The organism is Pseudomonas reactans, from assembly GCF_013385825.1.
Lineage (GTDB): Bacteria > Pseudomonadota > Gammaproteobacteria > Pseudomonadales > Pseudomonadaceae > Aquipseudomonas > Aquipseudomonas reactans.
In genome coordinates, this window is sequence record NZ_JACAPG010000006.1 from 405,289 (window position 1) to 431,770 (window position 26,482).

Annotated in this window: 26 protein-coding genes; 12 read left to right on the forward strand and 14 right to left on the reverse strand. The window is 58.5% G+C overall.

Annotation, left to right across the window (positions count from 1 at the left end; translation table 11 throughout):
• Positions 1–10 precede the first annotated feature (10 nt).
• On the forward strand, positions 11–724 hold the full coding sequence (locus HX868_RS07990; protein ID WP_177002496.1) for a dienelactone hydrolase family protein: 714 nt from the start codon (positions 11–13) through the stop codon (positions 722–724).
• A gap of 92 nt (positions 725–816) precedes the next feature.
• Here HX868_RS07990 and HX868_RS07995 read toward each other — a convergent pair whose 3' ends face one another.
• Positions 817–1,077, reverse strand: a complete 261-nt coding sequence (locus HX868_RS07995) for a YebG family protein (RefSeq protein ID WP_016978245.1) — start codon at positions 1,075–1,077, stop codon at positions 817–819.
• Between the two features lie 274 nt (positions 1,078–1,351).
• On the opposite strand from HX868_RS07995, the gene HX868_RS08000 reads away from it, so the two are divergent.
• Positions 1,352–1,840 carry a phosphate-starvation-inducible PsiE family protein gene (locus tag HX868_RS08000; RefSeq protein WP_177002497.1) on the forward strand — a complete coding sequence of 163 codons (489 nt, stop codon included), beginning with the start codon at positions 1,352–1,354 and terminating at the stop codon, positions 1,838–1,840.
• On the opposite strand, the gene HX868_RS08005 is transcribed toward HX868_RS08000, so the two are convergent.
• The 3 genes from HX868_RS08005 to HX868_RS08015 form a co-directional block, all read right to left on the reverse strand.
• Entirely contained in the window at positions 1,837–2,151 is a 315-nt protein-coding gene (locus HX868_RS08005) for a DUF3509 domain-containing protein (protein WP_038850023.1), read from the reverse strand. The genes HX868_RS08000 and HX868_RS08005 overlap by 4 nt on opposite strands.
• 217 nt (positions 2,152–2,368) lie before the next feature.
• Entirely contained in the window at positions 2,369–3,655 is a 1,287-nt protein-coding gene (locus tag HX868_RS08010) for a serine/threonine transporter (protein WP_177002498.1), read from the reverse strand.
• A 60-nt stretch (positions 3,656–3,715) separates the two neighbouring features.
• Positions 3,716–5,092, reverse strand: coding sequence for an L-serine ammonia-lyase (locus tag HX868_RS08015; protein ID WP_177002499.1), 1,377 nt, complete (start codon positions 5,090–5,092; stop codon positions 3,716–3,718).
• Positions 5,093–5,229: 137 nt separating this feature from the next.
• Between HX868_RS08015 and HX868_RS08020 the strand changes: the two genes are divergently transcribed.
• Both HX868_RS08020 and HX868_RS08025 read left to right on the forward strand, forming a co-directional pair.
• On the forward strand, positions 5,230–6,177 hold the full coding sequence (locus HX868_RS08020) for a LysR substrate-binding domain-containing protein (RefSeq protein ID WP_012722379.1): 948 nt from the start codon (positions 5,230–5,232) through the stop codon (positions 6,175–6,177).
• Positions 6,178–6,389: 212 nt separating this feature from the next.
• A complete protein-coding gene (locus HX868_RS08025) occupies positions 6,390–6,800 on the forward strand; it encodes an HPF/RaiA family ribosome-associated protein (protein ID WP_177002500.1) in 411 nt (136 codons plus the stop codon).
• A gap of 64 nt (positions 6,801–6,864) precedes the next feature.
• Here the strand turns inward: HX868_RS08025 and fecA are convergent, their stop codons facing one another.
• From fecA to HX868_RS08040, 3 genes are all read right to left on the reverse strand, one after another.
• Entirely contained in the window at positions 6,865–9,201 is a 2,337-nt protein-coding gene (fecA, locus tag HX868_RS08030; RefSeq protein WP_177002501.1) for a TonB-dependent Fe(3+) dicitrate receptor FecA, read from the reverse strand.
• 216 nt (positions 9,202–9,417) lie between these two features.
• Positions 9,418–10,359: a FecR domain-containing protein gene (locus HX868_RS08035; RefSeq protein WP_177002502.1), complete on the reverse strand. Its 942-nt coding sequence runs from the start codon at positions 10,357–10,359 to the stop codon at positions 9,418–9,420.
• Positions 10,356–10,844, reverse strand: coding sequence for a sigma-70 family RNA polymerase sigma factor (locus HX868_RS08040; RefSeq protein WP_025999878.1), 489 nt, complete (start codon positions 10,842–10,844; stop codon positions 10,356–10,358). The genes HX868_RS08035 and HX868_RS08040 overlap by 4 nt, the downstream gene beginning before the upstream one ends.
• A 170-nt stretch (positions 10,845–11,014) precedes the next feature.
• Between HX868_RS08040 and HX868_RS08045 the strand changes: the two genes are divergently transcribed.
• The 6 genes from HX868_RS08045 to HX868_RS08070 all read left to right on the forward strand — a co-directional run bounded on the left by HX868_RS08045 (position 11,015) and on the right by HX868_RS08070 (position 16,193).
• A complete protein-coding gene (locus HX868_RS08045) occupies positions 11,015–11,317 on the forward strand; it encodes a DUF3649 domain-containing protein (protein ID WP_177002503.1) in 303 nt (100 codons plus the stop codon).
• Complete coding sequence (locus tag HX868_RS08050; RefSeq protein ID WP_177002504.1) at positions 11,314–12,888, forward strand: PepSY-associated TM helix domain-containing protein; 1,575 nt, start codon at positions 11,314–11,316, stop codon at positions 12,886–12,888. Before HX868_RS08045 ends, HX868_RS08050 begins: the two co-directional genes overlap by 4 nt.
• Entirely contained in the window at positions 12,889–13,215 is a 327-nt protein-coding gene (locus tag HX868_RS08055) for a DUF3325 domain-containing protein (RefSeq protein ID WP_095014821.1), read from the forward strand.
• 8 nt (positions 13,216–13,223) lie between these two features.
• Positions 13,224–13,802: an RNA polymerase sigma factor gene (locus tag HX868_RS08060; protein ID WP_043204830.1), complete on the forward strand. Its 579-nt coding sequence runs from the start codon at positions 13,224–13,226 to the stop codon at positions 13,800–13,802.
• Positions 13,799–14,776, forward strand: coding sequence for a FecR domain-containing protein (locus HX868_RS08065; RefSeq protein ID WP_177002505.1), 978 nt, complete (start codon positions 13,799–13,801; stop codon positions 14,774–14,776). Before HX868_RS08060 ends, HX868_RS08065 begins: the two co-directional genes overlap by 4 nt.
• A 178-nt stretch (positions 14,777–14,954) precedes the next feature.
• Positions 14,955–16,193, forward strand: coding sequence for a DUF2599 domain-containing protein (locus tag HX868_RS08070; protein WP_177002506.1), 1,239 nt, complete (start codon positions 14,955–14,957; stop codon positions 16,191–16,193).
• Between the two features lie 130 nt (positions 16,194–16,323).
• Here HX868_RS08070 and HX868_RS08075 read toward each other — a convergent pair whose 3' ends face one another.
• A complete protein-coding gene (locus tag HX868_RS08075) occupies positions 16,324–17,604 on the reverse strand; it encodes a DUF2599 domain-containing protein (RefSeq protein WP_177002507.1) in 1,281 nt (426 codons plus the stop codon).
• A gap of 389 nt (positions 17,605–17,993) precedes the next feature.
• Here HX868_RS08075 and HX868_RS08080 point away from each other — a divergent pair, with 389 nt between their 5' ends.
• Complete coding sequence (locus HX868_RS08080; protein WP_177002508.1) at positions 17,994–19,205, forward strand: DUF2599 domain-containing protein; 1,212 nt, start codon at positions 17,994–17,996, stop codon at positions 19,203–19,205.
• A gap of 51 nt (positions 19,206–19,256) precedes the next feature.
• Here HX868_RS08080 and HX868_RS08085 read toward each other — a convergent pair whose 3' ends face one another.
• Together HX868_RS08085 and yejK are read right to left on the reverse strand one after the other, a co-directional pair.
• Positions 19,257–19,619 carry a glutaredoxin family protein gene (locus HX868_RS08085; protein ID WP_177002509.1) on the reverse strand — a complete coding sequence of 121 codons (363 nt, stop codon included), beginning with the start codon at positions 19,617–19,619 and terminating at the stop codon, positions 19,257–19,259.
• A complete protein-coding gene (gene yejK / locus HX868_RS08090) occupies positions 19,619–20,623 on the reverse strand; it encodes a nucleoid-associated protein YejK (protein WP_010212893.1) in 1,005 nt (334 codons plus the stop codon). Before yejK ends, HX868_RS08085 begins: the two co-directional genes overlap by 1 nt.
• Positions 20,624–21,019: 396 nt before the next feature.
• On the opposite strand from yejK, the gene HX868_RS08095 reads away from it, so the two are divergent.
• Positions 21,020–21,301 (forward strand): HU family DNA-binding protein, encoded by a 282-nt coding sequence (locus HX868_RS08095; RefSeq protein WP_003188840.1) that lies wholly within the window; start codon positions 21,020–21,022, stop codon positions 21,299–21,301.
• 177 nt (positions 21,302–21,478) lie between these two features.
• Here HX868_RS08095 and rlmF read toward each other — a convergent pair whose 3' ends face one another.
• The 4 genes from rlmF to HX868_RS08115 form a co-directional block, all read right to left on the reverse strand.
• Entirely contained in the window at positions 21,479–22,495 is a 1,017-nt protein-coding gene (gene rlmF, locus HX868_RS08100; protein WP_095014825.1) for a 23S rRNA (adenine(1618)-N(6))-methyltransferase RlmF, read from the reverse strand.
• Positions 22,496–22,607: 112 nt separating this feature from the next.
• The gene (locus HX868_RS08105; protein ID WP_177002510.1) at positions 22,608–25,454 is read right to left on the reverse strand and encodes a valine--tRNA ligase; all 2,847 of its coding nucleotides are present in this window, start codon (positions 25,452–25,454) and stop codon (positions 22,608–22,610) included.
• 101 nt (positions 25,455–25,555) lie between these two features.
• Complete coding sequence (locus tag HX868_RS08110) at positions 25,556–25,939, reverse strand: DNA polymerase III subunit chi (RefSeq protein ID WP_177002537.1); 384 nt, start codon at positions 25,937–25,939, stop codon at positions 25,556–25,558.
• Between the two features lie 7 nt (positions 25,940–25,946).
• Positions 25,947–26,375 carry a DNA polymerase III subunit chi gene (locus HX868_RS08115; RefSeq protein ID WP_033902453.1) on the reverse strand — a complete coding sequence of 143 codons (429 nt, stop codon included), beginning with the start codon at positions 26,373–26,375 and terminating at the stop codon, positions 25,947–25,949.
• Positions 26,376–26,482 lie beyond the last annotated feature (107 nt).

The following is a 26,482-nucleotide window of genomic DNA, read 5'->3' on the forward strand; positions in this document are numbered from 1 at the left end:
GAGAGTCTTCATGTCCAATCAAGCAACAGCGCATTCCGTAACGTTCAAGCGTCCAGACGGCGCTGAGGTCAATGGCTACATGGCCAGCCCGGCTGTGCTGGAAGGCGCGCCGGCCATCGTATTAATTCAAGAGTGGTGGGGGCTTAACGAGCAGATCAAGGGCGTGGCCATCCGCCTGGCCGAGTGCGGTTACCGGGTGCTGGTGCCGGACCTTTATCGCGGCGCCTCGACCGTGGAAGAGGAAGAAGCCCATCACCTGATGGACAGCCTGGATTTTGGCGATGCGGTGTCCCAGGACATCACAGGCGCGGTGCGTTACCTGCAGGCCGACTCGAAAAAAGTGGGCGTGACCGGCTACTGCATGGGCGGGGCGTTGACGCTGTTGGCGCTCAATGCCATTCCGGAGCTGGCTGCGGGTGTGGTCTGGTATGGCTTCCCACCGCTTGAATACCTGGATGCGGCAAAAATCAAAGCACCGCTGATTGGCCATTGGGGCACGCAGGATGCTTTTTTCAATATCGACACCGTCGCGAAACTGGAGTCAACGCTGCACGCGGCAGGTGTTGACGCTACGTTTTATCGCTACCTGGCCCGCCATGCCTTTGCCAATGAAACGGCGATCGGCCATGGCCGTATCCCCGACACGCAATACGACGCCGCATGGTCGCAATTGGCGTGGGACCGCACGTTGACCTTCTTCGGTAAAACCTTGTGGCAGGGGTAAGGCGTGAATAGCCTTTGGTAAAACCATGAGTCGCCGGTCTGCCTGAACCCGTTGGTTCACCCTGAATCAACGGAGGCGGGCCGCCGGTCCTCTTACTCCGCCTCCGGCTGCCCGATCTCGGCCAGGGCGCTGGCGTTGTTCTTGAACGCTGCTGCAAAGGCGGCGCGGTTCTTGGCCATGAAAATACCGGCGTCTTCTGCCTGCTTTTCAGTCAAGCCTTCCACGTTTTTCAACAGGACATCCATCAGAGACTCTGCCAGTTCAAGCATCTGGTCGTGTGCGTCGGCAAGTTTGCGATCCACGAATGTAGTCTCCAAGTCGCGGGTACTGCGATACAGGGTTTCAACAGCCATTTTTTGGCCTCGTCATCAGGGTGCAGTAGTGAAGGGGAGTAGCCCTTGTGTTCGGGTGTTGCTGGAATGCTGTATTTATATACAGTAAAAAGGTTAAGCCAAACCATCGAGTTTGGATAGCAGTTTTTTAATGTAGCCCGTAAATACAGGTTTGGAGTGCCTCATGTCACCCCGCCATCATCTTATACCTGCCCCTGGCCTTTTTTCTGCATGCAGAACAACCGTCACGTCCAACCCGCATTATCCGGTCGAGTCGACCTAAGGAAGCATCATCGTGAAGATCAATTGGGCCGAAAGGCTACGCCAGCAAGTGCACGGGCTGGCCGAATCCCTGGGTAACCTGTTCGTCGAGTCGTTCCACTACCTGGCGCTGTTCGCCATTGGTGCGGTGACGGCCTGGGCGGCGGTGATGGAGTTTCTGGGGATGTTGGAGAACGGGCACATCAAGATCGATGACATCTTGCTGTTGTTCATCTACCTGGAATTGGGTGCGATGGTCGGGATTTATTTCAAGACCAACCACATGCCGGTGCGGTTCCTGATCTACGTGGCGATCACCGCGCTGACGCGCCTGCTGATCTCCAACGTGTCGCACCACAACCCGCCGGACGTGGGAATCATCTACCTGTGCGGTGGGATTCTGCTGTTGGCGTTCGCGATTCTGGTGGTGCGCTACGCCTCGTCGGCCTTCCCTTCGGTGAAGGTTGAAGGCCCGCGCCGTAAGGGCGAGACGAGCCTGGAAACCGAGAAGGGCGAGCTTTAAAGCCCGACGCTGAACGGCAGGGCGCGGGTGGGCGGTCGCTGCAGGACTTTGTGATCGCCATCCGTCATCACCGCCAGGATCTCCATGGCGCTGTGGCCCTGTTCGATGGCAATGCCGAACTGGATGCTTTGCACCAAGCGTTTAAGCCGCTTTGGATCATTGCGCTGTTCGGCGCTGATCATGCGCTTGGCCACTACGCCTTGCTCGTTCGAGAGGGTCAGCATGATGCTGCCGTCCAGCCGTTGGATGCTCAAGTTGACGCGGTATTCAGGGGTGAAGGTGTCGGTGATGATCTGAAAAGGATTGTCCATGATGCGTACCGCCTGATAAGAACATGCAGTCATTGACGACCGGTGTCGGGATTAGTTCGCGTTTCTTGACCATCGGCCACTCCGTCGCTGAGGTTTTCACAAGGTCCGTTTCCCTCTACAGCTGTACAGCAAAGGCCGTGCCGCATAAGGCGCCGAGCCGTTATTGCGGGACAAAAAAAGGCGAACCGAGGTTCGCCTTTTTGTTGGGTGATCTATTTCAGGGCAGTACCGAGAAAACGATCGCAGACAGCGCAATCAGCCCAATCACTACTACAAATACATTCGACACCTGGCCCGAATACTGACGCAGCGATGGCACGCGACGAATGGCGTACATCGGCATCAGGAACAGCAGGCACGCGATGATCGGCCCGCCCATGGTTTCGATCATGCCCAGGATGCTTGGGTTGAAGGTGGCCACGGCCCAGCAGGTCAGCACCATGAACAGCGCCGTGCAGCGTTCCAGCCATTTGGCCGACATCGAACGGTTGCGCCCGCGCAGGGATTTGACGATCAAGCCCTGGAAACCTTCGCTGGCGCCGATGTAGTGGCCGAGGAAGGATTTGGTGATAGCTACCAGCGCAATCAACGGTGCGGCGTAGGCGATCACCGGCGTCTGGAAGTGGTTGGCCAGGTAGGACAGGATCGAGATGTTCTGCGCCTTGGCCGCTGCCAGGTCGGCTGGCGACAGTGCCAGTACGCAGCTGAAGCAGAAGAACATCACGGTCAGCACCATCATTCCGTGGGCCGTGGCCAGGATGCCGCTGCTTTTGCGTTCGGCCTGGGCGCCGTACACGCGTTTCTGGTCGACGGCGAAGGCGGAGATGATCGGCGAATGGTTGAAGGAAAATACCATCACCGGAATCGCTAGCCACAAGGTTTTGAAGAACAGTGGCATAGGCATGCCCTCCCCGGCGGAGGCGAAGAATGCACCATTCCAGTTGGGGATCAGGCTGAAGGCCAGCAACAGCAGGGCGGCGACGAACGGGTACACCAGGACGCTCATGGCCTTGACGATCACGCCCTGGCCGCAGCGCACGATGGCCATCAGGCCAAGGATCAGCACCAGCGACAGGATCGCCCGAGGCGGTGGGGCCATGTGCAGTTGGTGTTCCATGAAACTGCCCAGGGTGTTGGTCAGCGCCACGCTGTACACCAGCAGGATCGGGAAGATGGCGAAGAAATACAGCAGGGTGATCAGCTTGCCTGCGCCGACGCCGAAGTGCTCTTCGACTACTTCGGTGATGTCACCGGATTTGCCTGACAGCACAAAACGCGTCAGCCCACGGTGGGCGAAGAAGGTCATTGGGAAGGCCAGCAGGGCCAGTAAGATCAACGGCCAGAAGCCGCCGACGCCGGCATTGATCGGCAGGAACAAAGTGCCGGCACCGATGGCGGTGCCGTAGAGGCCAAGCATCCAGGTGGTGTCGTGTTTGGTCCAGCCGGTGGTCACGGTTGTTTCGGCAGCGGGATTTTCTACGGCAGGTGTACGTACATCGGTCATCGTTATTGCCTCGTTATTATTTTTGCGCGGGCTCACGTTGGGGCGATCAGGGAATGCTCCTCAGCACTCCACCCAGCTCACGGCCAGGCCGCCCCGTGAAGTTTCTTTGTATTTGTCATGCATGTCGGCGCCGGTATCGCGCATGGTGCGGATCACCCGGTCGAGAGAAATGAAGTGTTTGCCGTCACCGCGCAGGGCCATTTGCGTGGCGTTGATCGCCTTGACCGCTGCGATGGCATTGCGCTCGATGCACGGCACCTGTACCAGGCCGCCGACCGGGTCGCAGGTGAGGCCGAGGTTGTGTTCCAGGCCGATTTCGGCGGCGTTTTCCAGTTGCTCTGGAGTAGCGCCCAAAATATCGGCGAGCCCTGCTGCAGCCATGGCGCAGGCCGAACCCACCTCACCCTGGCAGCCAACTTCGGCGCCGGAAATCGAGGCGTTTTTCTTGCAGAGGATGCCGACTGCCGCAGCGGCCAGGAAGAAATTGACTACGTCATCGTCAGACGCGTCGGCGTTGAACTTCATGTAGTAATGCAGCACCGCCGGGATGATTCCTGCCGCGCCGTTGGTCGGCGCGGTGACCATGCGCCCACCGGCCGCGTTTTCTTCGTTAACGGCGAGGGCGAACAGGTTGACCCACTCCATGGCCGACAGGGTCGACGTGATGACATTCGGCTTACCGATTTCCAGCAGGCTGCGGTGCAATTTTGCCGCGCGACGGGGCACGTCCAGACCGCCCGGCAGGATGCCTTCATCGCGCAGGCCCTGCTCCACGCATTCGCGCATCACCGACCAGATATGCAACAGGCCACTGCGGATGTCGGCGTCGCTGCGCCACGCGCGTTCGTTGGCCATCATCAGTTCGGAAACCCGCAGGCCGTGCTTGTTGCACAAGGCCAGCAGTTCTACGGCGCTGGAAAAGTCGTAGGGCAATTGCACATCGCTGGTCGGCGCAATGCCCGAGGCCGCTTCCGCCGCTTCGATGATGAAACCGCCGCCCACCGAGTAATAGGTTTGCTCGCTCAGCAGGCCGTTTTCGCCGTAGGCGTGCAGGGACATGGCGTTGGGGTGGTAGGGCAGGCTTTCGTCCAGCAGTAGGAGATCGTGCTTCCAGTTGAAGGCAATGTCCTGCTGACCTGCGAGAAGCAGTCGGCCGGATTCGCGCAGTTGCTGGATACGTGCGTTGATCGAGGTGGGGTCGACCCGGTCCGGCCATTCGCCCATCAGGCCCATCACGCAGGCGCGGTCGGTGGCATGGCCGACACCGGTGGCGGACAGCGAGCCATACAGACGCACTTCCACACGGCGAGTGTCGCTCAGCAGGTGTTGGTCGATCAGGGTCTGGGCAAAGGTCGCCGCCGCCCGCATCGGGCCGACGGTGTGGGAGCTGGAAGGGCCGATGCCCACTTTGAATAGATCGAAAACACTGATAGCCATGCTAAAGCCTTACAAGCAATGGAGTAGAAATCGCTGCCATGTTTTGTAGGACGAGCGGAATTGGCGTGATACTGAGCCTCTGGAACGGCACTGACCAACGAATTATCCTAAGACACCCTTTAGCAGGACTAAACGCTATGACCCGGCCCCTTCATGGCCAGACGTATGTCTGGCTGCACGTTTTTTCCTGTGCTGCGCGGCATTTGTCGTTCACTCGCTGCGCCGAGGAACTGCACATCACGCCAGGCGCGGTGAGCCAGCAAATCCGCCAGTTGGAGGAGCGATTGGGTTTCCGTTTGTTTCATCGGCGCGCGCGGGGGGTGGAGTTGAGTGCCGAGGGGCAGCGATTGGCGACAACGGTAGGGGAGGCCTACGGCAGCATCGACGCGGAGTTGCAGCGCCTGGACGCGGGGATGATCAGTGGCACCCTGCGCCTGCGCTCGATCCCGTCGTTTCTTGGCAAGTGGCTGACCCCTCGGTTACCGCGCTTGCAGCAGCGCTTTCCGGATATCCAATTGCGTATGGTCGCCGAGGACAGCAGCATCGCCCTGCATGAGGGGGACTTCGACCTGGCCATTGACCTGAACGACGGCAGCTACCCTGGCCTGTTATCCACAGCCCTGCTGGACGAACAGATTTTCCCCGTCTGCGCCCCGAGCCTGCTGCGCGGCCGGCCACCGCTGCATGGCCCCGCTGACCTGGTGCATTTCCCACTGCTGCACGACATCACCGCCTGGCGTGGGAGTTATGAGTACGCCGAGTGGGAGTTTTACCTGAATGCTATCGGCTATCACGACGCCGACGTACGGCGCGGGCATACCTTCAACCGTAACCACCTGACCATCGAAGCCGCCATCGCCGGCATGGGCGTGGCCATTGCGCGGCGCACCTTGCTCAACGATGAGCTGGAGCGTGGCACCTTGATCGTGCCCTTCGGCCTGGCTGTGCCTAACCACAAACGTTACGTGTTGCTGTATGCGCCAGGCGCACTGAGCCACCCGGGCGTACGCGCGGTGCACGATTGGTTGGTTGAAGAAGCAGGGATTTTCCGCGGATTGCACCCGTTGGGAGAGGGGCAATTGTGAGGTTGGCTGGGCATAAGAAGATGTAACCAACTCCCCACCCTAACAGCGTTTTTGCTCGTAGTCAGACTTAATTTGTAATGTGGGATTTATCTTTGCAAAGGGGTTGAATTGTTCTGCTGACTGCTCAATTGTGTAATCAAGAGGTCATGGTTTCACCGACCCGGTGTTGCAGTTGTGACCTCTCGCGAGCTAGCTGAAATAAGGGAAGAACTATGCAAATCCAAGTCAATAGCGATAACCATATTGAAGGCAGCATCCGACTGGAGGAGTGGGTACGTACTACCATTGAGAGCACGCTCGAACGTTACGAAGAAGACCTGACCCGAGTGGAGGTCTACCTGCGGGATGAGAACGGCGACAAGCCCGGTCCCCACGATTTAAGTTGCCGCCTGGAAGCGCGGCCAAAAGGCCATCAACCGCTGTCCGTGCAGCATAAAGCCGATACCCTGGAACAGGCGATCGACGGTGCGGCGACCAAGCTGGACCATGCGTTGGAACATCTGTTCGGCAAACTGCAAGGCAAGCCACGCGCTGCCGGGAAAAACCAGCCGACCACCAAAGTCAACGAAGATGAGCTTGAGCAGGAGTTTCTGGAAAAAGAACGCGCCGTGTTCAACGGCTGATAGCTTTCTCACGCTCCACTAAAAACGGGCCTGCATTTGCAGGCCCGTTTTCGTTTGAGTGGCGTTAGAACGCAATGGAGGTCTGCACGTAGACCGTGCGGGGTTCGCCGACGTATTTACCCTTGTTGTTATCGTCGAACGAGCGGGTGAAATACTGGGTGTTGAAGATGTTTTTCACACCCACTGCCACATTCAAATCCGACAGTTGCGGGCCGAAGTCATAGGCCGCGCGGCTACTGAACAACATGTAGCCAGGGATGCGTCCGTTGGCGCCGTTGGCGGTTTCCTTTTCGGTGTTGGCGTTGTCGGCGAATTGGCTGCTCTGGTAGCTGCTGTCCAGGTTGAGCTTCCAGCGGCCTTCGGTGTAGCCCACGCCAAGGGTGCCTTTGTGCTTGGACGAGAAGGGCACGCGGTTGCCTTTGTTCGGGCCGTCTTCGCGGATGGTGGCGTCGACGTAGGCGTAAGTGGCGTACACATCGAAGCCGGCCAGGGCCGGGCTCAAACCGTCGAGCGCGTAGTTGACGCTGGTCTCGATCCCCTGATGGCGCGTTTCGCCACGGGCAATCACCGAGTCGTTGGTCTGGTTGCTTTCGTACTGGTTGTCGAAGTTGATCAGGAATGCGCCGATTTCCGCACGCAAGGTGCCGTCGTCGTAGCGGGTACCGAGTTCCCAGGTACGGGCTTTTTCCGGTTTCACTTCGCCGCTGGTCACGCGGTTCGGCATCTGGCTGTACTGCACGCTGCCGAACGAACCTTCGGTGTTGGCGTAGAGGTTCCAGCTGTCGCTGAGGTGGTACAGCACGTTCAGTGCCGGCAGCGCGGTGTTGTAGTCGCCTTTGTATTTGACGTTGGTCAGGTTGTTGGTCTGCTGGGACTCGATCATCTCGTAGCGAATGCCCGGCGTGATGGTCCACTTGCCGATATCGATCCGGTCATCGATGAAGAACGCATTGGCTTCGGTGCCGCCACGGGTGTCGCGGTCGTTGCGGCTGTTGGTAGTGGGAATCTGCTGGTTGGCGGCAATCGGCGTGCGGTAGCGCAACTCGTGGCCGGCCTCGTTGATGTAACGGTAACCGACACCGACTTCATGGCTGGTTGGGCCCAGGTCAAAACCTTGGGCGAAGCGGGTCTCGATGCCACGCACCCAGTATTCACGCGGAGACAGCGAAAGGAACGTGCCCTGGTCCAGGTAACCGCTGCGCAAGGTCTTGGTGAAGAAGCTGTTCACGGTGAACTCGCGGCGGTCCTGCTCATAGCGATAGCCGACGTTGAACATCGTACGTCGGCCCCAGAATTTGTCGTAGGGGCGGGTGGACTGGTAGGGATCCGCCTTGTAGTCCGCGACGTTCAAGCCACCTGGCATATCGGCCTGGCCTTCGTAGTATTGCGCCATGGCGTTGAAGCTGTTGGCGTCATCCAGTTGGTATTTGCCCTTGAGGATCAGGTCGTCGATGCGCGTGTTGCTGTTCTCGCGCCAGTCGCCGCCACGGGTGCCGGAGTACAGAATCGCGCCGCCCAGGCCGTTGTCGGCGGTGCCGCCGGCCAGCAGGTTGCCGGTGGTCTTGAAGCCGTCTTGGCTGGAAGACGGGCTGGTTTCGGTCTGCAAGCCGCCTTTGACCGTGGGCGCATCCGGGATCGCACGGGTCACGAAGTTGACCACGCCGCCGACGTTCTGCGGGCCGTAGCGCACCGCACCGCCGCCGCGCACCACGTCGACCGCGTCCATATTGCCCATGCTGATCGGCGCAAAGGAAAGCTGCGGTTGGCCGTAGGGCGCGAACGGCACTGGAATGCCGTCCATCAGTACCGTGGAGCGCGAGGCCAGGCGTGGGTTGAGGCCGCGAATGCCGAAGTTCAGTGCCATGTCGTGGCTGCCGGTGCCGTTGTTGTCCGGGGCGTTGACGCCGGGAATACGGTTGAGCACGTCCTTGGCCTGGGTGGCGCCCTGGCGTTCGAACTCTTCACGGCGGATCACATCACGGGCGCCCGGATGTTCGAACACGTTGGTCTGCGCCGCGTCGCCCAGCCAGTCGCCGACCACGCTGGAGGTGCCCAACTCAATACTGGCCGGTGCAGTGGCCGGTTGCAGGCTGTAGGCATTGTCGCCTTCGGCACGGGCTTGCAGGCCAGTGCCTTCCAGCAGTTTCTGCAGGCCGTCCGCGGCGCCGTAGTTGCCGGACAAACCACGGCTCTGCATACCCGCCGTCACTTCGGAGCCGAAGGAGATCAGCACGCCGGCTTCACGGCCAAACTGGTTCAGTGCAGCTTCCAGCGACGTCGGGGCGATGTGATAGGGCTTGGCGTCGGCCGCCATCACCGGGGGCAGCACGGTCAGACTGAGGCTGGCACCGAGTAGGAGTTGGCGCAAGGTGCGGGCAAGAAGCGTCGGTTGCTGGGGCATGAAGAGCGGTCCTGAGAAGGAAGGATCAAGGTGGCTTTCCTTCTCTGTCACGCGAGGGGTGGAAAACGGCTCACCGTTGCAAAAAAAAGTTCAAGGGTATGCTTTGTGTAGGAGCGAGCTTGCTCGCGAAGAATGTCAACGATAACGCGGGAAACCTGACACCCTGCGGCGTTCTCCCGGTCTTCGCGAGCAAGCTCGCTCCTACAGAGGATCTCATCAGGCGCGTGCCTGAACGGTCACCCAATAGCGCGTAAAGCGCCGTACCTTCACCGGCAGGCTCACCTCAAGCAGGTCGAGAATGCGCTCGCTGTCGTCCAGCGGGTAGCTGCCGGAGATCAGCAGGTTGGCTACCTGTGGGTCGCAATTGACCTGGCCACGGCGATAACGGCCGAGTTCGCCGAGGAAATCTTCCAGGCGCATGTGGGCAGCAACCAGCATGCCGTCGGCCCAGGCGCCGCTGTTGGCGTCGGTGGGGCGCGGGGTGTCCCAACCTTTGCGGGTGAAGTTGACCTGGTGTGCGGCCTGGACGCTCAGCGGCAGGCCGGTGTAGGTATTGGGCATGACGTCGACGCGGCCGTCGAGCACCGCCAGTTGGGTGTGATCGTTGAATTGCCGCACGTTCAGGCGCGCCGCCTGGCTGGTGAGCAGGCCCTGGCCGGTCAGCACCTGCAATGGTGTGCTGCCTGTAATACCCGTCAGCAGAATCTCACCTTCAAGCAGGCGGATCAGCCGTTGCTGGCCATCAAAATGCACATCCACTGCGCTGCCAGTGTTGAGCTGCAACTGGCTGCCATCGGCCAATTGCACCTTGCGTCGCTGGCCAACGGGACTGCGGTAGTCGGCGGTCAGCGGCGGCAGGATATGTTGCTGGCGCAGGCTCCAGGCGGCAGCGGAACCGGCGCCGAGGATCAACAGCAACTTAAGCGCCTGACGACGGCTGGTGGAAGTTGGCACATTCAACGCCGCATGGGCCAGGGGCGAGGGCATGCCGCGCAGGCGCTGATTGACGCGCTGCATGTGGTCCCAGGCGCGCTGGTGTTCGCTGTGGGCGTTCAACCATTGCTGCCAGGCGGCTTGCTGGCGTGGGTTGAGCGCGCCTTGCTGCATTTCCATCAACCAATGCACGGCTTGTTCGGCGACTTGGGTGGAGAAGTTCATAGGGCAAAGTAGCAGCGCATGGCCGCTTTGCTCAGGTGGCGTTTGACAGTGGCGATGGAAATACCCAGTTCCGCGCCGATTTGTGCGTAGGTCAGGCCATCGAGTTGGGCCAGCAGGAACGCACGCTTGACCTGAATCGGCAGGCCGTCGAGCAGTTGGTCCAACTCCACCAGGGTTTGCAGAATGATGGCGCGTTCTTCTTCCGACGGTGCCACGTGCTCGGGCATCTGCGCCAAGGCGTCGAGGTAGGCGCGCTCCAGGTCCTGGCGACGGTAGAAGTTGAACAGCACACGCTTGGCGACTGTGGTGAGGAACGCGCGGGGCTCGACCAACGTGGGTGTTTCCCGTGCGGTGAGCACGCGGATGAAGGTGTCCTGGGCCAGGTCGGCGGCGCTTTCCGGGCAGCCGAGCTTGCGTCGCAACCAGCCGGTGAGCCAGTGGTGATGGTCGTTGTACAACACTTCGACGGTATTGGACGGGCTCAACGCGGACACTCCACAAGCATCGCCATGCTTTAGAGAACAAGAATTGTTCGCATTGTAGGGCCCGCGACGGGCTTCGGCAATCCGTCAGGGCAGGTGTTTCATCCGTTCTGTTTTGCTTATGAGAATATTTATCATTAATATTGCGGCCTGATGAACCTGGCGCCTCCCGCATGAAAAGCAAAACCTCGCTGCCTGTCTCCTATCGTCTCTCCGTCACCTCGCGCGTGCTGGCTGCCGTGGTGGGTGGTTATCTGATGGCTTCCCTGGCCAGTATCTGCCTGGCGCTGTGGATGCCCACGTCCCGAGCCGACGCCGTGATCACCGGCATGATGAGTTCATTCGTGTTCTACCTGCTGGCCGTGATCTGGTGTTTCGCCTGCCGCAGCGCCGCGCGCGCTTGGTTTGGCGTGATGCTGCCAAGCGCGGTATTTGCCACGCTGGCGGGTGTGGGCTTCTGGATGGCACGTACATGAAAGATGGCTTTCGCCAGGCCATGGCCTGGTTGCACACCTGGGCGGGGCTGATCTTTGGCTGGCTGCTGTTTGCGATTTTCCTGACGGGCACCTTGGCGTATTTCAAGGATGAGATCAGCCACTGGATGCAGCCTGAAGTGCAGGCCCATCCGCTGGACGATGCGCGCAGCCTGACCGTCGCCCAGACCTATCTGCAGCAAGTCGCGCCGACCGCCGCACGCTGGTTTATCACTCTGCCAGACAGCCGCGATCCTGGTTTGTCGGTGATGTGGCAAGACAAAGTCGACCCTGGCCGACGCGGTAATTTCATCCAGAAAACCCTCCACCCTGTTACCGGCCAGGCTGTGCAAGCCCGTGAAAGCATGGGCGGCGATTTCTTCTACCGCTTTCACTTCCAGCTGCAAATGCCTCACCCGTGGGGCCGCTGGCTGTCGACGATTGCCGCGATGGTGATGTTCGTCGCCTTGATCACCGGCATCATCACTCACAAGAAAATCTTCAAGGACTTCTTCACCTTTAGGCCCCGCAAAGGCCAGCGTTCCTGGCTCGACGGGCACAACGCGGTGGGAGTGCTGGTGCTGCCGTTCCATTTGATGATCACCTACAGCAGCCTGGTGATCTTCATGAGCATGGTGATGCCGGCGCCGATTCTTGCTTCCTATGGCGGCGACACCCGCGCCTTTTTCAGCGAGGTATTCCCGAACACCAACAACGCGCCGGCGCTGGGCCAGCCTGGAAAATTGCTGCCGCTGGTGCCGATGTACGAGCAAGCGCGGGCGCAGTGGGAAGGTGGCCATGTGGGGCGCGTGGCGGTCAATAATCCCGCCGATATGAACGCCTCGGTCAATGTGTTTCGCGCGGGTTCCGACAGCGTGGTGCATGATTTCGGCAGCACCGTTTCCTTCAATGGCACCACCGGCGAGCTGGTACGGGTGTATGGCGGGCAGTCGCTACCGGCAGCCATCAGCGGTAGTTTCTATGGGTTGCACATGGGCCATTTCGCCGGCCCGGTGTTGCGCTGGTTGTACTTTATCTGTGGCCTGGCGGGCACGGCGATGATCGGCACCGGGCTGGTGATCTGGCTCGGCAAGCGTCAGCTCAAACATGCCAAGGCTGCGGTAATGCCGTTTGAGTTGCGCTTGGTAGAAGTGCTGAACATCGCCAGCATGTCCGGGTTGATGATCGCCATCGCCGCATTTTTCTGGGCCAACCGTTTGTTGCCGGTGAGCTTTGCCGACCGTTCCGATTGGGAAATACAAACCTTCTTTATTGCCTGGGGCCTGAGTCTGTTGCACGCGATCCTGCGTCGTGGCCGCCAGGGGTGGGTCGAGCAACTGAGCTTCGGCGCGCTGCTGTTTATCGCCATCCCACTGCTCAACGCGTTGACCACATCGCACCACCTCGGTGTTTCGTTGGCAACCGGCGATTGGGCCATGGCTGGCTTTGATCTGACCTGCCTGGCCAGCGGCGTATTCCTTGGCTGGGCCGCCTGGAAGATGCAGCGTCGCACCGCGCCGGCGCCTAAAGCTCAGCGCGCACGCCCGCTGGCGTTGAAGCAGGAGGCGAACTGAATGCTGCTCGCACTGCTGATGTGCTACGCCGGGTTCACCGCACTCTGCCTGTCCACTGACCGTCACCACGGCGAGTTGCTGCACAGCAAACCTTCGCCTCGTCGGCGCCTGGGTTTGCGGGTGATCGGTTGGTTGCTGCTGGTGGTGTCGATCTGGCCGGCGGTGGATGTCGCCGGTTGGGGCCAGGGCCTGGTGGAGTGGTGCGCCGTGTTGATGCTCAGCGCATTGCTGCTGGTGTTGTTGTTGCCGTACCGGCCAAGGCTGGCCTTGATCCTGGCGGGCGTTGGTCTACTCGCCAGTCCTGTTGCAGCCTTCGCCACCCTCTGAGCCCGCCCATGATGATCAGCACGCCACCCGAATCCCAGGACAGCCAGCACGCTGACGCGGCAGGTGGGCGTGCGCATTTCCTGCAGGTGTTTTTGTCCCAGCGTTCACAGATGGAAGCCTTGGTGAGTCGCCGCGTGGGGTGTCGCGCCACGGCGGCCGACTTGGTGCAGGACCTGTTCCTGCGTTTCTGGCGCCGGCCGTTGGTGCAGGTCGAGGAACTCAGCACCTACCTGCTGCGCTGCGCCGGCAATATCGCCATCGACCACCTGCGCAGCGAAGGTGCACGGGTACGCAGCAGTGAAGGCTGGCTGCCCGAACAGCAAGACAACCAAGGTTCCGAACCCCAGGCAGCATTGGAAGCTGGCAATGACCTGCGCCACGTCGAAGCCGCCTTGCGCAGCCTGCCCGAGCGCACGCGGCAGATTTTCCTGCTCAACCGCATTCACGGTCGCAAGTACGCGGAAATCGCCAAGGCCATGGGCCTGTCCCAAAGTGCCGTGGAAAAACATATGATGCGTGCCCTCGAAGCCTGCAAAGCCAGCCTTCGCGAACCCTCATCCCCACGCACGCCAGGGAAAGCACCGTGAACGCCACCCCCACGCCCGCCCAGGAACAAGCCGCACTGGCCTGGCTGAGCCTATTGCATGATCAGCCCAGCAGTGGCGACCAGGCCACTTTCAGCCAGTGGTTGCGGGCTGATCCGGCGCACGTCGAGGCCTACTCCCAGGCCCAGGTGTTGTGGGAGTTGAGCGAAGTGCCGGCACGCAAGCTGGCGGATGAAGAGGCGTTGGCGTTGCAGGGCTACCTCAATGCGATGAGCACCTCGAAGCGTTCACGGGTGGTGCGTTGGTCCGGCGCCTTGGCGATGGCTGCGTGCCTGCTATTGATGGTGTCCATGGGCGCCGGCTGGCAGCCGTCACGCTGGATCGATGATCTCGGTGCCGACTACGTGACGGCGCCGGGTGAAGTCAAAACCGTCACGCTGGCCGATCAATCCCAGGTAACTCTCGATGCCGACAGCGCGATTGCCGTGGATTTCAGCCATGGCGAGCGGCATATCAAGCTGCGTCGTGGCGCGGGCTTTTTCAGCGTGACCCACACGGGACAATCCTTTGTGGTGGAGGCGGGCAGCGGTGAGGCGCGCGTGCTGGGGACGCAATTCGAAGTGCGCCTACAACCGGCAGGCGCTCAGGTAACGGTGTTGTCCGGGCGTGTGGGCGTGACGCCGTCCAAGCAAGGTGCGCAGCAAATTCTTACGGCGGGACAGCAAGTGGCCTACGTAGACGGCGTTGCTGACCCTCTGCACGCGGTAGACAGTGAGTCGCGCCTGGCCTGGCGCGACGGTTGGCTCAACTACTACAAGGCGCCGTTGGCGGACGTGGTCAAGGACCTGGAGCGTTACTACCCAGGCCGCATTCTGTTGCTCAACGAAGCGATGGGCGCCAAGCGCGTCAGCGGCAGTTTCCCGAGCAAGGACCCGGAGGCGGTGTTGAATGCCCTGCAGGCAGTGTTGGGTTTTGAGCAGCGCAGCCTGTTGGGGCGAGTGATCGTGTTGCGTTGAGCCCTTGCTGTTAACGATGGTTAATAGAGCAGCACGCTGCAACGTTCCGCCTTGGAATAATAGCGCGTTGGATATTGCTAATCAGTAGTGCTAACTGTTAATTCTGACAGTAGAAGATTTTTTGCACACGCGCTTTTATAAGTTGACGACTACTCATCAACTTCTGAAGGGGTGTGTTATGTGGCAATTATTGATTTGCTCAGGTTTTTGTTTGCTGTTCGGTAATTCTGCGATTGCTAAGTATTCTACCCATGATGAGGCGGGGGTCGCAGCCGTGTTTGGTCTCTACGCGGCTTACAGTAAGGTGGTCGCGGATTGTGGCACACCTATACGTCCAGCATTTTTGTGTTCTGGGTTATTTTTACGTGGCACCGTCTATTCGGACCTTTATAGGTTTTGGAACCCAGGGCCCGCGTCTAAAGAAGCGTCCGCTTTTTCCTGGTTACGCAAGGATGCAAGTTTTCGTCAATTAGCATCTGATCATCGACATGGCTATGTCATTTGGTCAATGTTTTACGCCCCAGACGATGATCTTAAACTTCAAGTACTGTGTGCGTTTCCTATGGATGCGGGCTCCCACAACAGGAGTGATGGAGGTTGTGGAGATTTTGTCGCGACAGCACAAGTCGAACGAAGTTGTCAGGGAATGGGCATCACCACTGCCAAGGCCTGGCGAGATGATTACATATTGAATGCCAAATCACATTATCGGCAGTGTGGTTTTGAATTAAGGCCGGATAGGGAATCGGCAAGTGCTAATGCATTTATGCAGTTTGTGGCATCTCATGCGTTTCCTGAGGTAGTGAGTGAGCACTTCGCAACCGTCGGCTTGAGTAATAATGAAGTACGCATAGCATCCTGGCCTCAAAGTGATGGCAGCCGCGTACCTATCTGGGTGATTTTTTGGATCAGTAAAGATACCGTGACTGGGGCTCCGTCTGAAGTAGGAAAGTCTGAGGCGCAAAAAGATCAGATTGCGTTGTATGAGTACTCAGGAAAGTATGTTCCGGTGGTCAGAATAACGTTGCCGAGTTCACCGTCTGAAGAAGCAACTTTTTTCTATGCTCCGGAAGATCAGGCGCAATTGGTCAACGTGCAATGCCGTCGTTTCATCGACAAAGCGCAGTGGGTAAATCGGTATGATCCCGGTGTGAGGGTTAATCGTTGGACGTTGGAGATTACGCCGACCGATTGCGGACGATTGAGTCAAGCCGACCAACTCGATAAATTCTATGCTGAGGTGGTTGCCAAATACGGCAACGATGCGCAGTGGGTCGCGGAATATCAAGGCGGCGTTCGGCGTCAGTTGGCCTGTGTATTGGCGACCTATCGCACAAAAGACACTTATAACCTTGAGCCTTTCAGGCGTGATGCTTCGCAGGCAGAAGCGGTGGCTGCAGGATGTAATGTTATTTAGTGTATGAGTGCGCGGGAAAACTCAGTCACCGGCGTCTGAAGAGTTGGCAGAGTAAAGAGATCGTTTTGCAAGCGGTACTGGGTTGAACAGTACCGCTTGCAACGGTGGCTAAGTTTGGGTTGTTGAGGGTTTAAAAGAGATTACATCCGGCCGCCACGGCGGCTTTCTGGCTGCCATCTGGACGGAAGGGTTCCAAGTTCCATACCTCCTGCTGACGGGCCGTTTCCAAGAGACAGGCCAATTGCCTGCGCATGCCACCGCCATCCTTACCTCTCCATTGAATATCTTTACCGAATTTGCTGAACAACTCCTGATAGGCCGCGTCGGTTAAATCTTCTTTTATTTTCCTTGCGCAGGGTGTTGGAGTGACTTTCAGTGTCCACTCATTTTGTTTCGTGCCGGGGTCGTAGCGTGCCTCCCAAGTGCCAGACTCTATGAAGGCGGCACAACGTTGAGCCAACGCGGTGATGACCTGATCTTCTGGCTTAAATTCGAAGCGTGCTTTCTCGCCTATCTTTGTTGGCAGGGTGATCGCGATGATTGGAACGATGACTTCTGACCGGGTGGAAATGAAAAAGTCTTTCTGATTGTATTGCGCATTTTTCAAGCCATCCCTGATGTAAAAGAAAGCTTGTACCGGGTACGTGCTCGGCTTGTCCTCAGGCCAGAGCGCAGTGATCAATTCATTATGCTGGTCAAAAAACAACTGGCCGAGAGCGTTCATCGCGAGCATTGCCTGGTAAAACGCTTCGGCGGAAAGATTATTTCTGCTATCGCTGACATCAAATGCGCACTGCTTTAGATAGCGGTCCTCGACGGGTTCTACCGGTTGTTTATTCCATACCTCGACCCATTGCTGGGCAGTATGGATGCCCACTAAATGGCAAAGGCCGGGCACTTCAGGAAATTTTTGGCTCGAGCCACAGGCCTCTTTACGGTGCCAGCCCCACGCATCCAGTATGTAGGTACATTTGATCTCTGGACTGGGTTTACCAGCAGGTTCACTCCAGACGTCATAGATGATAAAGCCATCCGTTCGGCCCCACGCGGCATACTGGAAGTTCACGTCTTGGCGGATGAAAGAAAAGGACATTCCATTAATTTTTTTGGCGTCCGGGCTGTGATTCCATACTTTGTAAACCTGTTTGGGGTCTACAAGGGTGAACCTGAAAATAATACCGCTACAGAGGAAGGCGGGCTTGGAGGGGCCGCCACAATCGTGTGGGATAGCCTCGTAGCGCGCCGTTAATGCGGCCGCAGTTTGGTAGCCATCTTCTGTTGAGCTGATAGGGTCGCCTTTATTCCATTGTGCGTGAGCACTGAAACTGCCAACTAGTAACAATGTAAGCAGCGGTGCTGTGAGTTTAGAATGCTGAGGGGAGAGGTGGCTGTTTGATTTCGATCTTTTCATGATGGCGTGCCTCTGGAATGGATGCTGTTAGTCTCCTGGCTGAATGTTGAAAAAGGTACTGTTAAAAATAACAGTCCCGACCAATGGAGGCGGTACTGTTTGATGCTGTGGCGCGTCGTGATGACCTGATAAGTTTCATAGTGGGCTCGAACGGTGTGTGCCCTCTAGCCTCGTGCGCGCGATTAATTTATGTGCGGGGAAGTGAAATTGTAAAAGTCACTGGCGTCGGTGGGCGGCAGGTAGTGATGGCTATAATATGGTTTTTTTAATTTCGAATTGATCTTTGGTACTGTTATTTCTAACAGTAGTGACTCGGGTGTTTTTAGGGTTTATTGATGTGTGATTTTTTGTTGTTGCTGCGTCTAATAAGATAAGTAGGAGCGTCTGTCATGAGAGTTAGATGGGTGAAAATATTACTTTTTCTGAGTATGGTGTCAGCCGCTATACCTGTGCAGGTAGTACAGGCGGACGCCGCCGGTGACGCAGTAGGTGGACAAGTTGCGGCGGATTTACGTGCGCGTTACTTAGACACCCGCATGTTTTGCATTCGGCCATCTGCGCCTGGGTTCACGTGCAATGGCATTATTTTAAGGGTGACAATACCTTCAACAGCTTTTAAGTTTTGGGCGCCAAGCCCCCCGTCGGTCTCCAACGGAGGGTGGTCTTATTCTTATTTGCGCAAAGACGTAGAGTTTAAAAGAACCGTACGCCATGAGAATAATGGGAATATTCTCTACCCTCCACTGCTAACACCTCCTGGAAAAACGGTTGCTAACGTATTGTGCGCTTTTCCTGAGGATGGCGGCACATTCACACGACCGACACAGGAGGGCTGTGGCGCCAGCACTAAAGCAACAGCGGATAGTCGAGTATGCCATGAGCAGGGCATATTGACCGCTGAACAATGGATCGCCAAACATAATAAAGACGGTCTTGGCAACCTTGATCAATGTGCCTTCAACGTGCGTGACAGCGCTAATGAAAAAGCCACCCAGTCTTTTGAAGCGTTTGTCAAAGCGTCCGGAATGGATAAGGACACGTTTGAACAGCAAAATGAATTTCGTCTTGCAGTATGGGATCCCAGTAATCCCAAGGCGCTACCTATCAAGGCGTTATTCTATTTGCCGGGTGGCCTGGCAGATGCACAGTACGATCAGACCGACTTTTTGAACAGTTCGGGTGACTGTCTGCCTATTATTCAAATGACGCTGCCCCAAACCCCTGTTGAGGACGCTACCTTTGTGTATGTGCCCAGTGATCAGAAGTGTTCGCCTTCTCCCGTGGCTGAATACATTCAATCCGCTACATGGATTGAACGGTTTGACCCAGGGAGTGGCAAAATTGAGTGGAGTCTGTCTATCACGCCAACCCAATATGGTAAGGACGCAACGGCGGATAAGACGGACTTCGTTCTAGCCGAGCTACAAAAAAAATACGGTGATGATCCGCGATGGAAAGATAACGATGGGGGAGGGATGCGGCGGCAATTGGTCTGCCATTATGTCATTGCTCGGAACAAGACTCCCTGGAACCTTGAGCCGCGCCGCAAGGATACGTCTGAGCAAGTGGCAGAAGCTAACGGTTGCAACTCACCGTTTTGAGGTGACTTCTAGTTCGCAGGGAAGGCGTTCTTCAGGACGCCTTTCACGTCGTTAATGGAAGCCTGCATTGAGCGCGCGTTCAATTTTCTCGGGTGCGTATTCGCGAATCAGCGCGCCGTTCACGTCCACAAACGGTATTCCTCCTCCTCCCAACGCTTCATATGCCTTGCGCGCCTGGGCATCCTTTTCGATATCGAACGCCTGGTAGGGAATACCTTTCTGGTCCAGGAACCGGCGGATCTGCTTACAGTAACCACACCACTCGGTCGAGTAGAGCACCACACGCGCTGAAGCACGTACGTGCTCCGGCGCCATTTGTGAGGGGTTGAACACCCGTTCGATCTTGCCCCAGTTCTGGATCACCATCACGACCAGCAACACCAGCAGGACTTTTTTAAAGACCCCGCCGAGCATCAGTTACGGCGCTTGAGTTGATCAGTCAGTTGGGTCGGCAGGCCCTTGATGATCAAGGTGCCGGCGGCTTCGTCGTATTCGATCTTGTCGCCCAGCAGGTGCGCTTCAAAGCTGATGGACAAGCCCTCGGCCCGGCCGGTGAAGCGGCGGAACTGGTTGAGGGTGCGCTTATCCGCCGGGATTTCCGGCGACAGGCCGTAGTCCTTGTTGCGGATATGGTCGTAGAACGCCTTAGGCCGATCTTCATCGATCAACCCTGACAGTTCTTCCAGGCCCATCGGTTCACCGAGCTTGGCCTGGCTGCTGGCGTAATCCACCAGGGTCTTGGTTTTCTCGCGGGCGGATTCGTCCGGCAGGTCTTCGCTTTCGACGAAGTCACTGAAGGCCTTGAGCAAGGTGCGGGTCTCACCCGGGCCGTCGACGCCTTCCTGGCAGCCGATGAAGTCGCGAAAGTACTCCGAGACCTTCTTGCCGTTCTTGCCCTTGATAAAGGAAATGTACTGCTTGGACTGCTTGTTATTCTGCCACTCGGACACGTTTATACGTGCCGCCAGGTGCAATTGGCCGAGGTCCAGGTGGCGCGAGGGGGTCACGTCCAGCTCGTCGGTCACCGCCACGCCTTCGCTGTGGTGTAGGAGGGCAATGGCCAGGTAGTCGGTCATGCCCTGCTGGTAGTGGGCGAACAGTACATGGCCGCCGGTGGAGAGGTTGGACTCCTCCATCAGCTTCTGCAGGTGCTCGACAGCGGTGCGGCTGAAGGTGGTGAAATCCTGACCACCGTCGAAATATTCCTTCAACCAGCCGCTGAACGGGTGCGCGCCGGACTCGGCATGGAAGAAACCCCAGGCCTTGCCTTGTTTGGCGTTATAGCTCTCGTTGAGGTCGGCAAGCATGTTCTCGATGGCTGCGGACTCGGCAAGCTCGGAGTCGCGGGCGTGGAGAACTGCAGGTGTGCCGTCGGGTTTTTTGTCGATCAGGTGGACGATGCAATGACGGATCGGCATAGGCTTCTCGGCTGGTTGAGCGGGGAGCGGTGGGCCTCCCCGAAAAGTCGCCAAGTGTACCGCACCATTGGCCGAGACGGGCTTCGAAGGGTGTTTTGGGCCCCTTCCGACGGGCCATATGCCTTTTTTTCACGGTTTAGAGCGATAAAGCTGACCAAATGGGTAGGTAGAGGCGGATATTTCCCCGTCTCTGTGCTAGTTTTGCCCCGTCTTACGCCAAGTCTCGGCGATAAGCGTGCATTCAGCATCTGTCAGGTCGAACCAATCCCCGTTTCAAGCATCTATAACCCCGATCTCCGTGGTTATAGCCGGGGGTGCCAGGCCATGACGGTCGGGCTCGACGGCTGACACTGCACTCTGCAATCCATATGAATTTGATAGGGAAGGAACACCACAATGGCTATTACTAAAGACCAACTGATCGCTGACCTGGCTGAAGCAGTAGACGCACCGAAAACCACCGTGCGCGCTCTGCTGGACCAACTGAGCCAAGTTGTTGCTGACCAGCTGGAAAACGGCGGCGAAATCACTCTGCCAGGCGTTGGCAAACTGAAAGTGACCGAGCGTCCTGCCCGTACTGGCCGTAACCCTTCGACTGGCGCTGCCATCGAAATCGCTGCCAAGAAAGTTATCAAGCTGGTTGTGGCCAAAGGCCTGACCGACGCTGTTAACAAGTAAGACGCAGCAAAAAAAACCGTGCTCCGGAGCGATCCGGGCACGGTTTTTTGTTGCCTGTAGGAGCGAGCTTGCTCGCGAGGATCGCCAACGATGACGTGGGTATTCTGAATAAGCGCGGTGTCATTGCGTTTTTCGCGAGCAAGCTCGCTCCTACAGTGAAGCAGGCAGCGTTTAGACTTAGCGCACCCAGCGCTGGCGCCAGATCTGCTGCTCGTTCTTGGTCTGGAAAGTCCACGCCACAAACCGGCTCTGCTTCTGGCCCTGGGACATTTCCACGACTTGGCTCTCCAGCACGCCGGCCTTTTTCAGGGCGGTCTCGATCGCGGGCAAGTTCGACGCTTTTGACACCAGGGTGCTGAACCACAACACCTTGTGGGCAAAATGCGCGCTCTCGGCAATCAGTTGCGTCACAAAACGCGCTTCACCACCTTCACACCACAACTCGGCCGATTGGCCACCAAAGTTCAGCACCGGCAACTTGCGCTTTGGGTCCGCCTTGCCGAGGGCGCGCCACTTGCGTTCGCTACCCTTGGTGGCTTCATCCATGGACGCATGGAACGGCGGGTTGCACATGGTCAGGTCAAAACGCTCGCCCGGCTCCAGCAGGCCCAGCAGGATCTGCTTGGGATTGCTCTGCTGGCGCAGCTGGATGACCTTGCTCAGGTCATTGGACTGCACGATGGCCTTGGCAGCGGCGACGGCGATAGGGTCGACTTCCGAGCCGAGGAAGTTCCAGCGGTATTCCATGTAGCCAATCAGCGGATAGACGCAGTTGGCGCCCATGCCGATGTCCAGCACCTTGACGATGGAACCGCGCGGGATCTTGCCGTCGTTGGTGTTGGCCAGCAGGTCGGCCAGGAAGTGTACGTAGTCCGCACGCCCCGGCACCGGCGGGCACAGGTAGTCGGCCGGAATGTCCCAGTGCTGGATGCCATAGAAGGCTTTCAGCAGCGCTCGGTTGAACACCCGCACCGCATCCGGGCTGGCAAAGTCGATACTTTCCTTGCCGTACGGGTTGATGATCACGAATTTCGCCAGTTCCGGCGTGGTCTTGATCAGCGCCGGGAAGTCGTAACGGCCTGTGTGGCGGTTGCGCGGGTGCAGGGTCGCCTCTTTACGCGGCGCGACGGGCTTGGCCGTGGCGGCGGTTTTAGGCTTCTTGCGTGGAGGCTTGGGCGTGCTGGGGGCGGTCATGTTGATTCTGGTGTTGGCTCAAAGTGGTGGGCATTGTCCCACATTCTCCGGTGACATACGGCAGGCATAAAAAAAGAGACCCGAAGGTCTCTTTTTTCACACGGTTCACACCTTACAGGCTAGAGATCCGCGCATGTTGCTCCGCCAGCTTGCCCAGGGCCTGTTCAGCCTCGGCCAGCTTGGCGCGTTCTTTTTCGATCACTTCAGCCGGTGCCTTGTCGACGAAGGCCGCGTTGGACAGCTTGCCGCCCACGCGTTGCACTTCGCCTTGCAGGCGGCCGATTTCCTTGTCGAGACGCGCCAGCTCGGCATCTTTGTCGATCAAGCCGGCCATCGGCACCAGCACTTCCATCTCGCCGACCAGTGCGGTCGCGGACAGTGGTGCTTCTTCGCCGGCCGCCAATACGGTGATCGACTCCAGCTTCGCCAGCTTCTTGAGCAGCGCATCGTTCTCGGTGAGGCGACGCAGGTCTTCGGCACTGGCGTTCTTCACAAACACCGCCAAAGGCTTGCCCGGCCCGATGTTCATCTCGGCACGGATGTTACGCGTGCCCATCATCAGGGTCTTGAGCCATTCGATATCGCTTTCGGCCGCCTCATCGATGCGCGCTTCGTTGGCCACCGGCCAAGGTTGCAGCATGATGGTCTTGCCTTCGATACCGGCCAGCGGCGCCAGGCGCTGCCAGATTTCTTCGGTGATGAACGGCATGAACGGGTGCGCCAAACGCAGTGCCACTTCCAGCACGCGAACCAGGGTGCGACGGGTGCCACGCTGGCGTTCGATCGGTGCGTTCTCGTCCCACAGCACAGGCTTGGACAGTTCCAGGTACCAGTCGCAATACTGGTTCCAGATGAACTCGTACAAGGCTTGTGCGGCCAGGTCGAAGCGGAACTGGTCGAGTTGGCGGGTCACTTCGGCTTCGGTGCGTTGCAGCTGCGAGATGATCCAGCGGTCGGCCAGGCTCAGTTCGACGGCTTCGCCGTTCTGGCCGCAGTCTTCGCCTTTATCCAGCACGTAGCGTGCAGCGTTCCAGATCTTGTTGCAGAAGTTGCGATAGCCTTCGACACGGCCCATGTCGAACTTGATGTCGCGACCGGTGGACGCCAGCGAGCAGAAGGTGAAGCGCAGGGCGTCGGTGCCGTAGCTGGCAATGCCGTCGGCGAACTCGTCGCGGGTCTGCTTCTCGATCTTCTTCGCCAGTTTCGGCTGCATCAGGCCCGAGGTGCGTTTCTGCACCAGGGTTTCCAGGTCGATGCCGTCGATGATGTCCAGCGGGTCCAGAACGTTGCCCTTGGACTTGGACATCTTCTGGCCCTGGCCATCACGCACCAGGCCGTGCACGTACACGGTCTTGAACGGTACCTGCGGCGTGCCGTCCTCGTTCTTCACCAGGTGCATGGTCAGCATGATCATCCGGGCAACCCAGAAGAAAATGATGTCGAAACCAGTGACCAGCACGTCGGTGGAGTGGAATTTCTTGAGGAATTCGGTCTGCTGCGGCCAGCCCAGGGTGGAGAAGGTCCACAGGCCCGAGCTGAACCAGGTGTCCAGGACGTCGTTGTCCTGTTGCAGCGCAACGTCGGCACCGAGGTTGTGCTTGGCACGCACTTCGGCTTCGTCGCGGCCTACATAGACCTTGCCCGACTCGTCGTACCAGGCCGGAATGCGGTGGCCCCACCACAACTGACGGCTGATGCACCAATCCTGGATGTCACGCATCCACGAGAAGTACATGTTTTCGTACTGTTTCGGCACGAATTGGATGCGGCCATCTTCCACGGCGGCAATGGCAGGTTCGGCCAGCGGCTTGGTGGACACGTACCACTGGTCGGTCAGCCACGGCTCGATCACGGTACCGGAGCGGTCGCCCTTCGGCACTTTCAGGCCGTGGTCGTCAACGCTGACCAGCAGGCCAGCGGCGTCGAAGGCGGCAACAATCTGCTTGCGTGCTTCGAAACGATCGAGACCGGCGTATTCAGCCGGGATCTTGCCGTCGATGCTGTCGTTCAGCGTGCCGTCCAGGTTGAACACCTGGCAGGCTGGCAGTACGGCGGCGTTTTTGTCGAAGATGTTCAGCAGCGGCAGGTTGTGGCGCTTGCCGACTTCGTAGTCGTTGAAATCGTGGGCCGGGGTGATTTTCACGCAGCCGGTGCCGAATTCAGGGTCGCAGTAGTCGTCCGCGATGATCGGGATGCGACGGCCGACCAACGGCAGCTCGACGAACTTGCCGATCAGCGCCTGGTAGCGTTCGTCGTTCGGGTTAACCGCGACGGCGGCGTCGCCGAGCATGGTTTCCGGACGGGTGGTGGCGACGATCAGGTAGTCGTTGCCTTCAGCGGTCTTGGCGCCGTCGGCCAGTGGGTACTTGAGGTTCCACAGGAACCCTTTCTCGTCGTGGTTTTCCACTTCAAGGTCGGAAATCGCCGTGTGCAACTTGGTGTCCCAGTTGACCAGGCGCTTGCCGCGGTAGATCAGGCCATCTTCATGCAGACGCACGAAGGCTTCTTTCACCGATTCCGACAGGCCGTCGTCCATGGTGAAGCGCTCGCGGCTCCAGTCGACGGACGAGCCCAGGCGACGGATCTGACGGCTGATATTGCCGCCGGACTGGTCTTTCCATTCCCAGATCTTTTCCAGGAATTTCTCGCGACCCAGGTCGTGACGGTTCTGACCGGTGGCTTCGAGTTGGCGCTCCACCAGCATTTGCGTGGCGATACCGGCGTGGTCGGTGCCCGGTTGCCACAGGGTGTTGCGGCCCTGCATGCGGCGGAAACGGATCAACGCATCCATGATCGCATTGTTGAAGCCATGGCCCATGTGCAGGCTGCCAGTGACGTTCGGTGGCGGAATCATGATGGTGTAGGAATCGCCCGCGCCTTGCGGGGCGAAATAATTCTCGGATTCCCAGGTGTTGTACCAGGAAGTTTCGATGGCGTGCGGCTGGTAGGTCTTATCCATGCGCGGCGGGACCCTAGTTGGCATTTATTCAGGAAAGCCGGCAAGTATAACGGGGGATAGGGGAGAGGGGTAGGAGCGAGCAAAATCGCTCCTGATAGGACTTATGACTGGTATTGGCTCAGCAACCGTTCCATCCGCGCATCCAGCCGGCGCTTGATCTCGGTTTCGATATGCGGCGCAAAGTCGTCGATCACGTCTTGCATGATCAGTTGCGCAGCGGCGCGCAGTTCGTTGTCCAGGTGCAGCAGCAGGGCGTCTGGGCCTTTTTCAGCGGGGGCAGGTTCGACGGCGGGGGCTACCGCAACCGGCTCCGGCGCGACGGGTTTGCCGCCGACCATGTCGAACAACAGCGGAATCTGTACCTCGCCCTCGACCGATTCGGTCAACAGCGGCGGTTGCAAGTCATCATCACCGAGCAACTGACGGATCGACTCCAGGTCGTCCAGCAGGTGGTCGTCTTTTTTCAGTGGGTTGGAATTGTCCATCATGTACTCAAAGTCGTTGTAGCCGGTGATCTTGCAAAGGATAGCCCTGTTCGCGGTAGAAACGGAAACTCTCCCGCGCGGCCTGACGAATCGCCGGATCTTCCACCACCACTTCCGCCACACGGGCGAACGCCTTGGCGAATGGCGGTACTTTCAGGTCCAGGTTGACCAGCAGGTCCTGGTGATCGCCACAACTGTCCCCCAAACCCAGGACAACCAGGCCGTCGGGTTCGGATTCTGCGGGGCCGTGGGGCACAAAGCTTTCGCCTTTGAAGCGCCACAGGCGGGCATCCAGCTCATCGCGCTGGGCGGCATCGCTGCAATGCAGATAGATGCGGTGGCCCATTCGCCAGGCCTTTTCGGTGAGCTTGCAGGCAAAGTCCAGGCGCGCGAGCGGGTCGGCGCTGGGCAATATATAGAAGTCGACTTGGGTCATTGCATTTCCTGGTCGTGCGCATACCCCTTGTAGGAGCCGGCTTGCCGGCGATGAGTCCCTTGAATCTTATAGCGATTTCAAGGCAGCCATCGCCGGCAAGCCGGCTC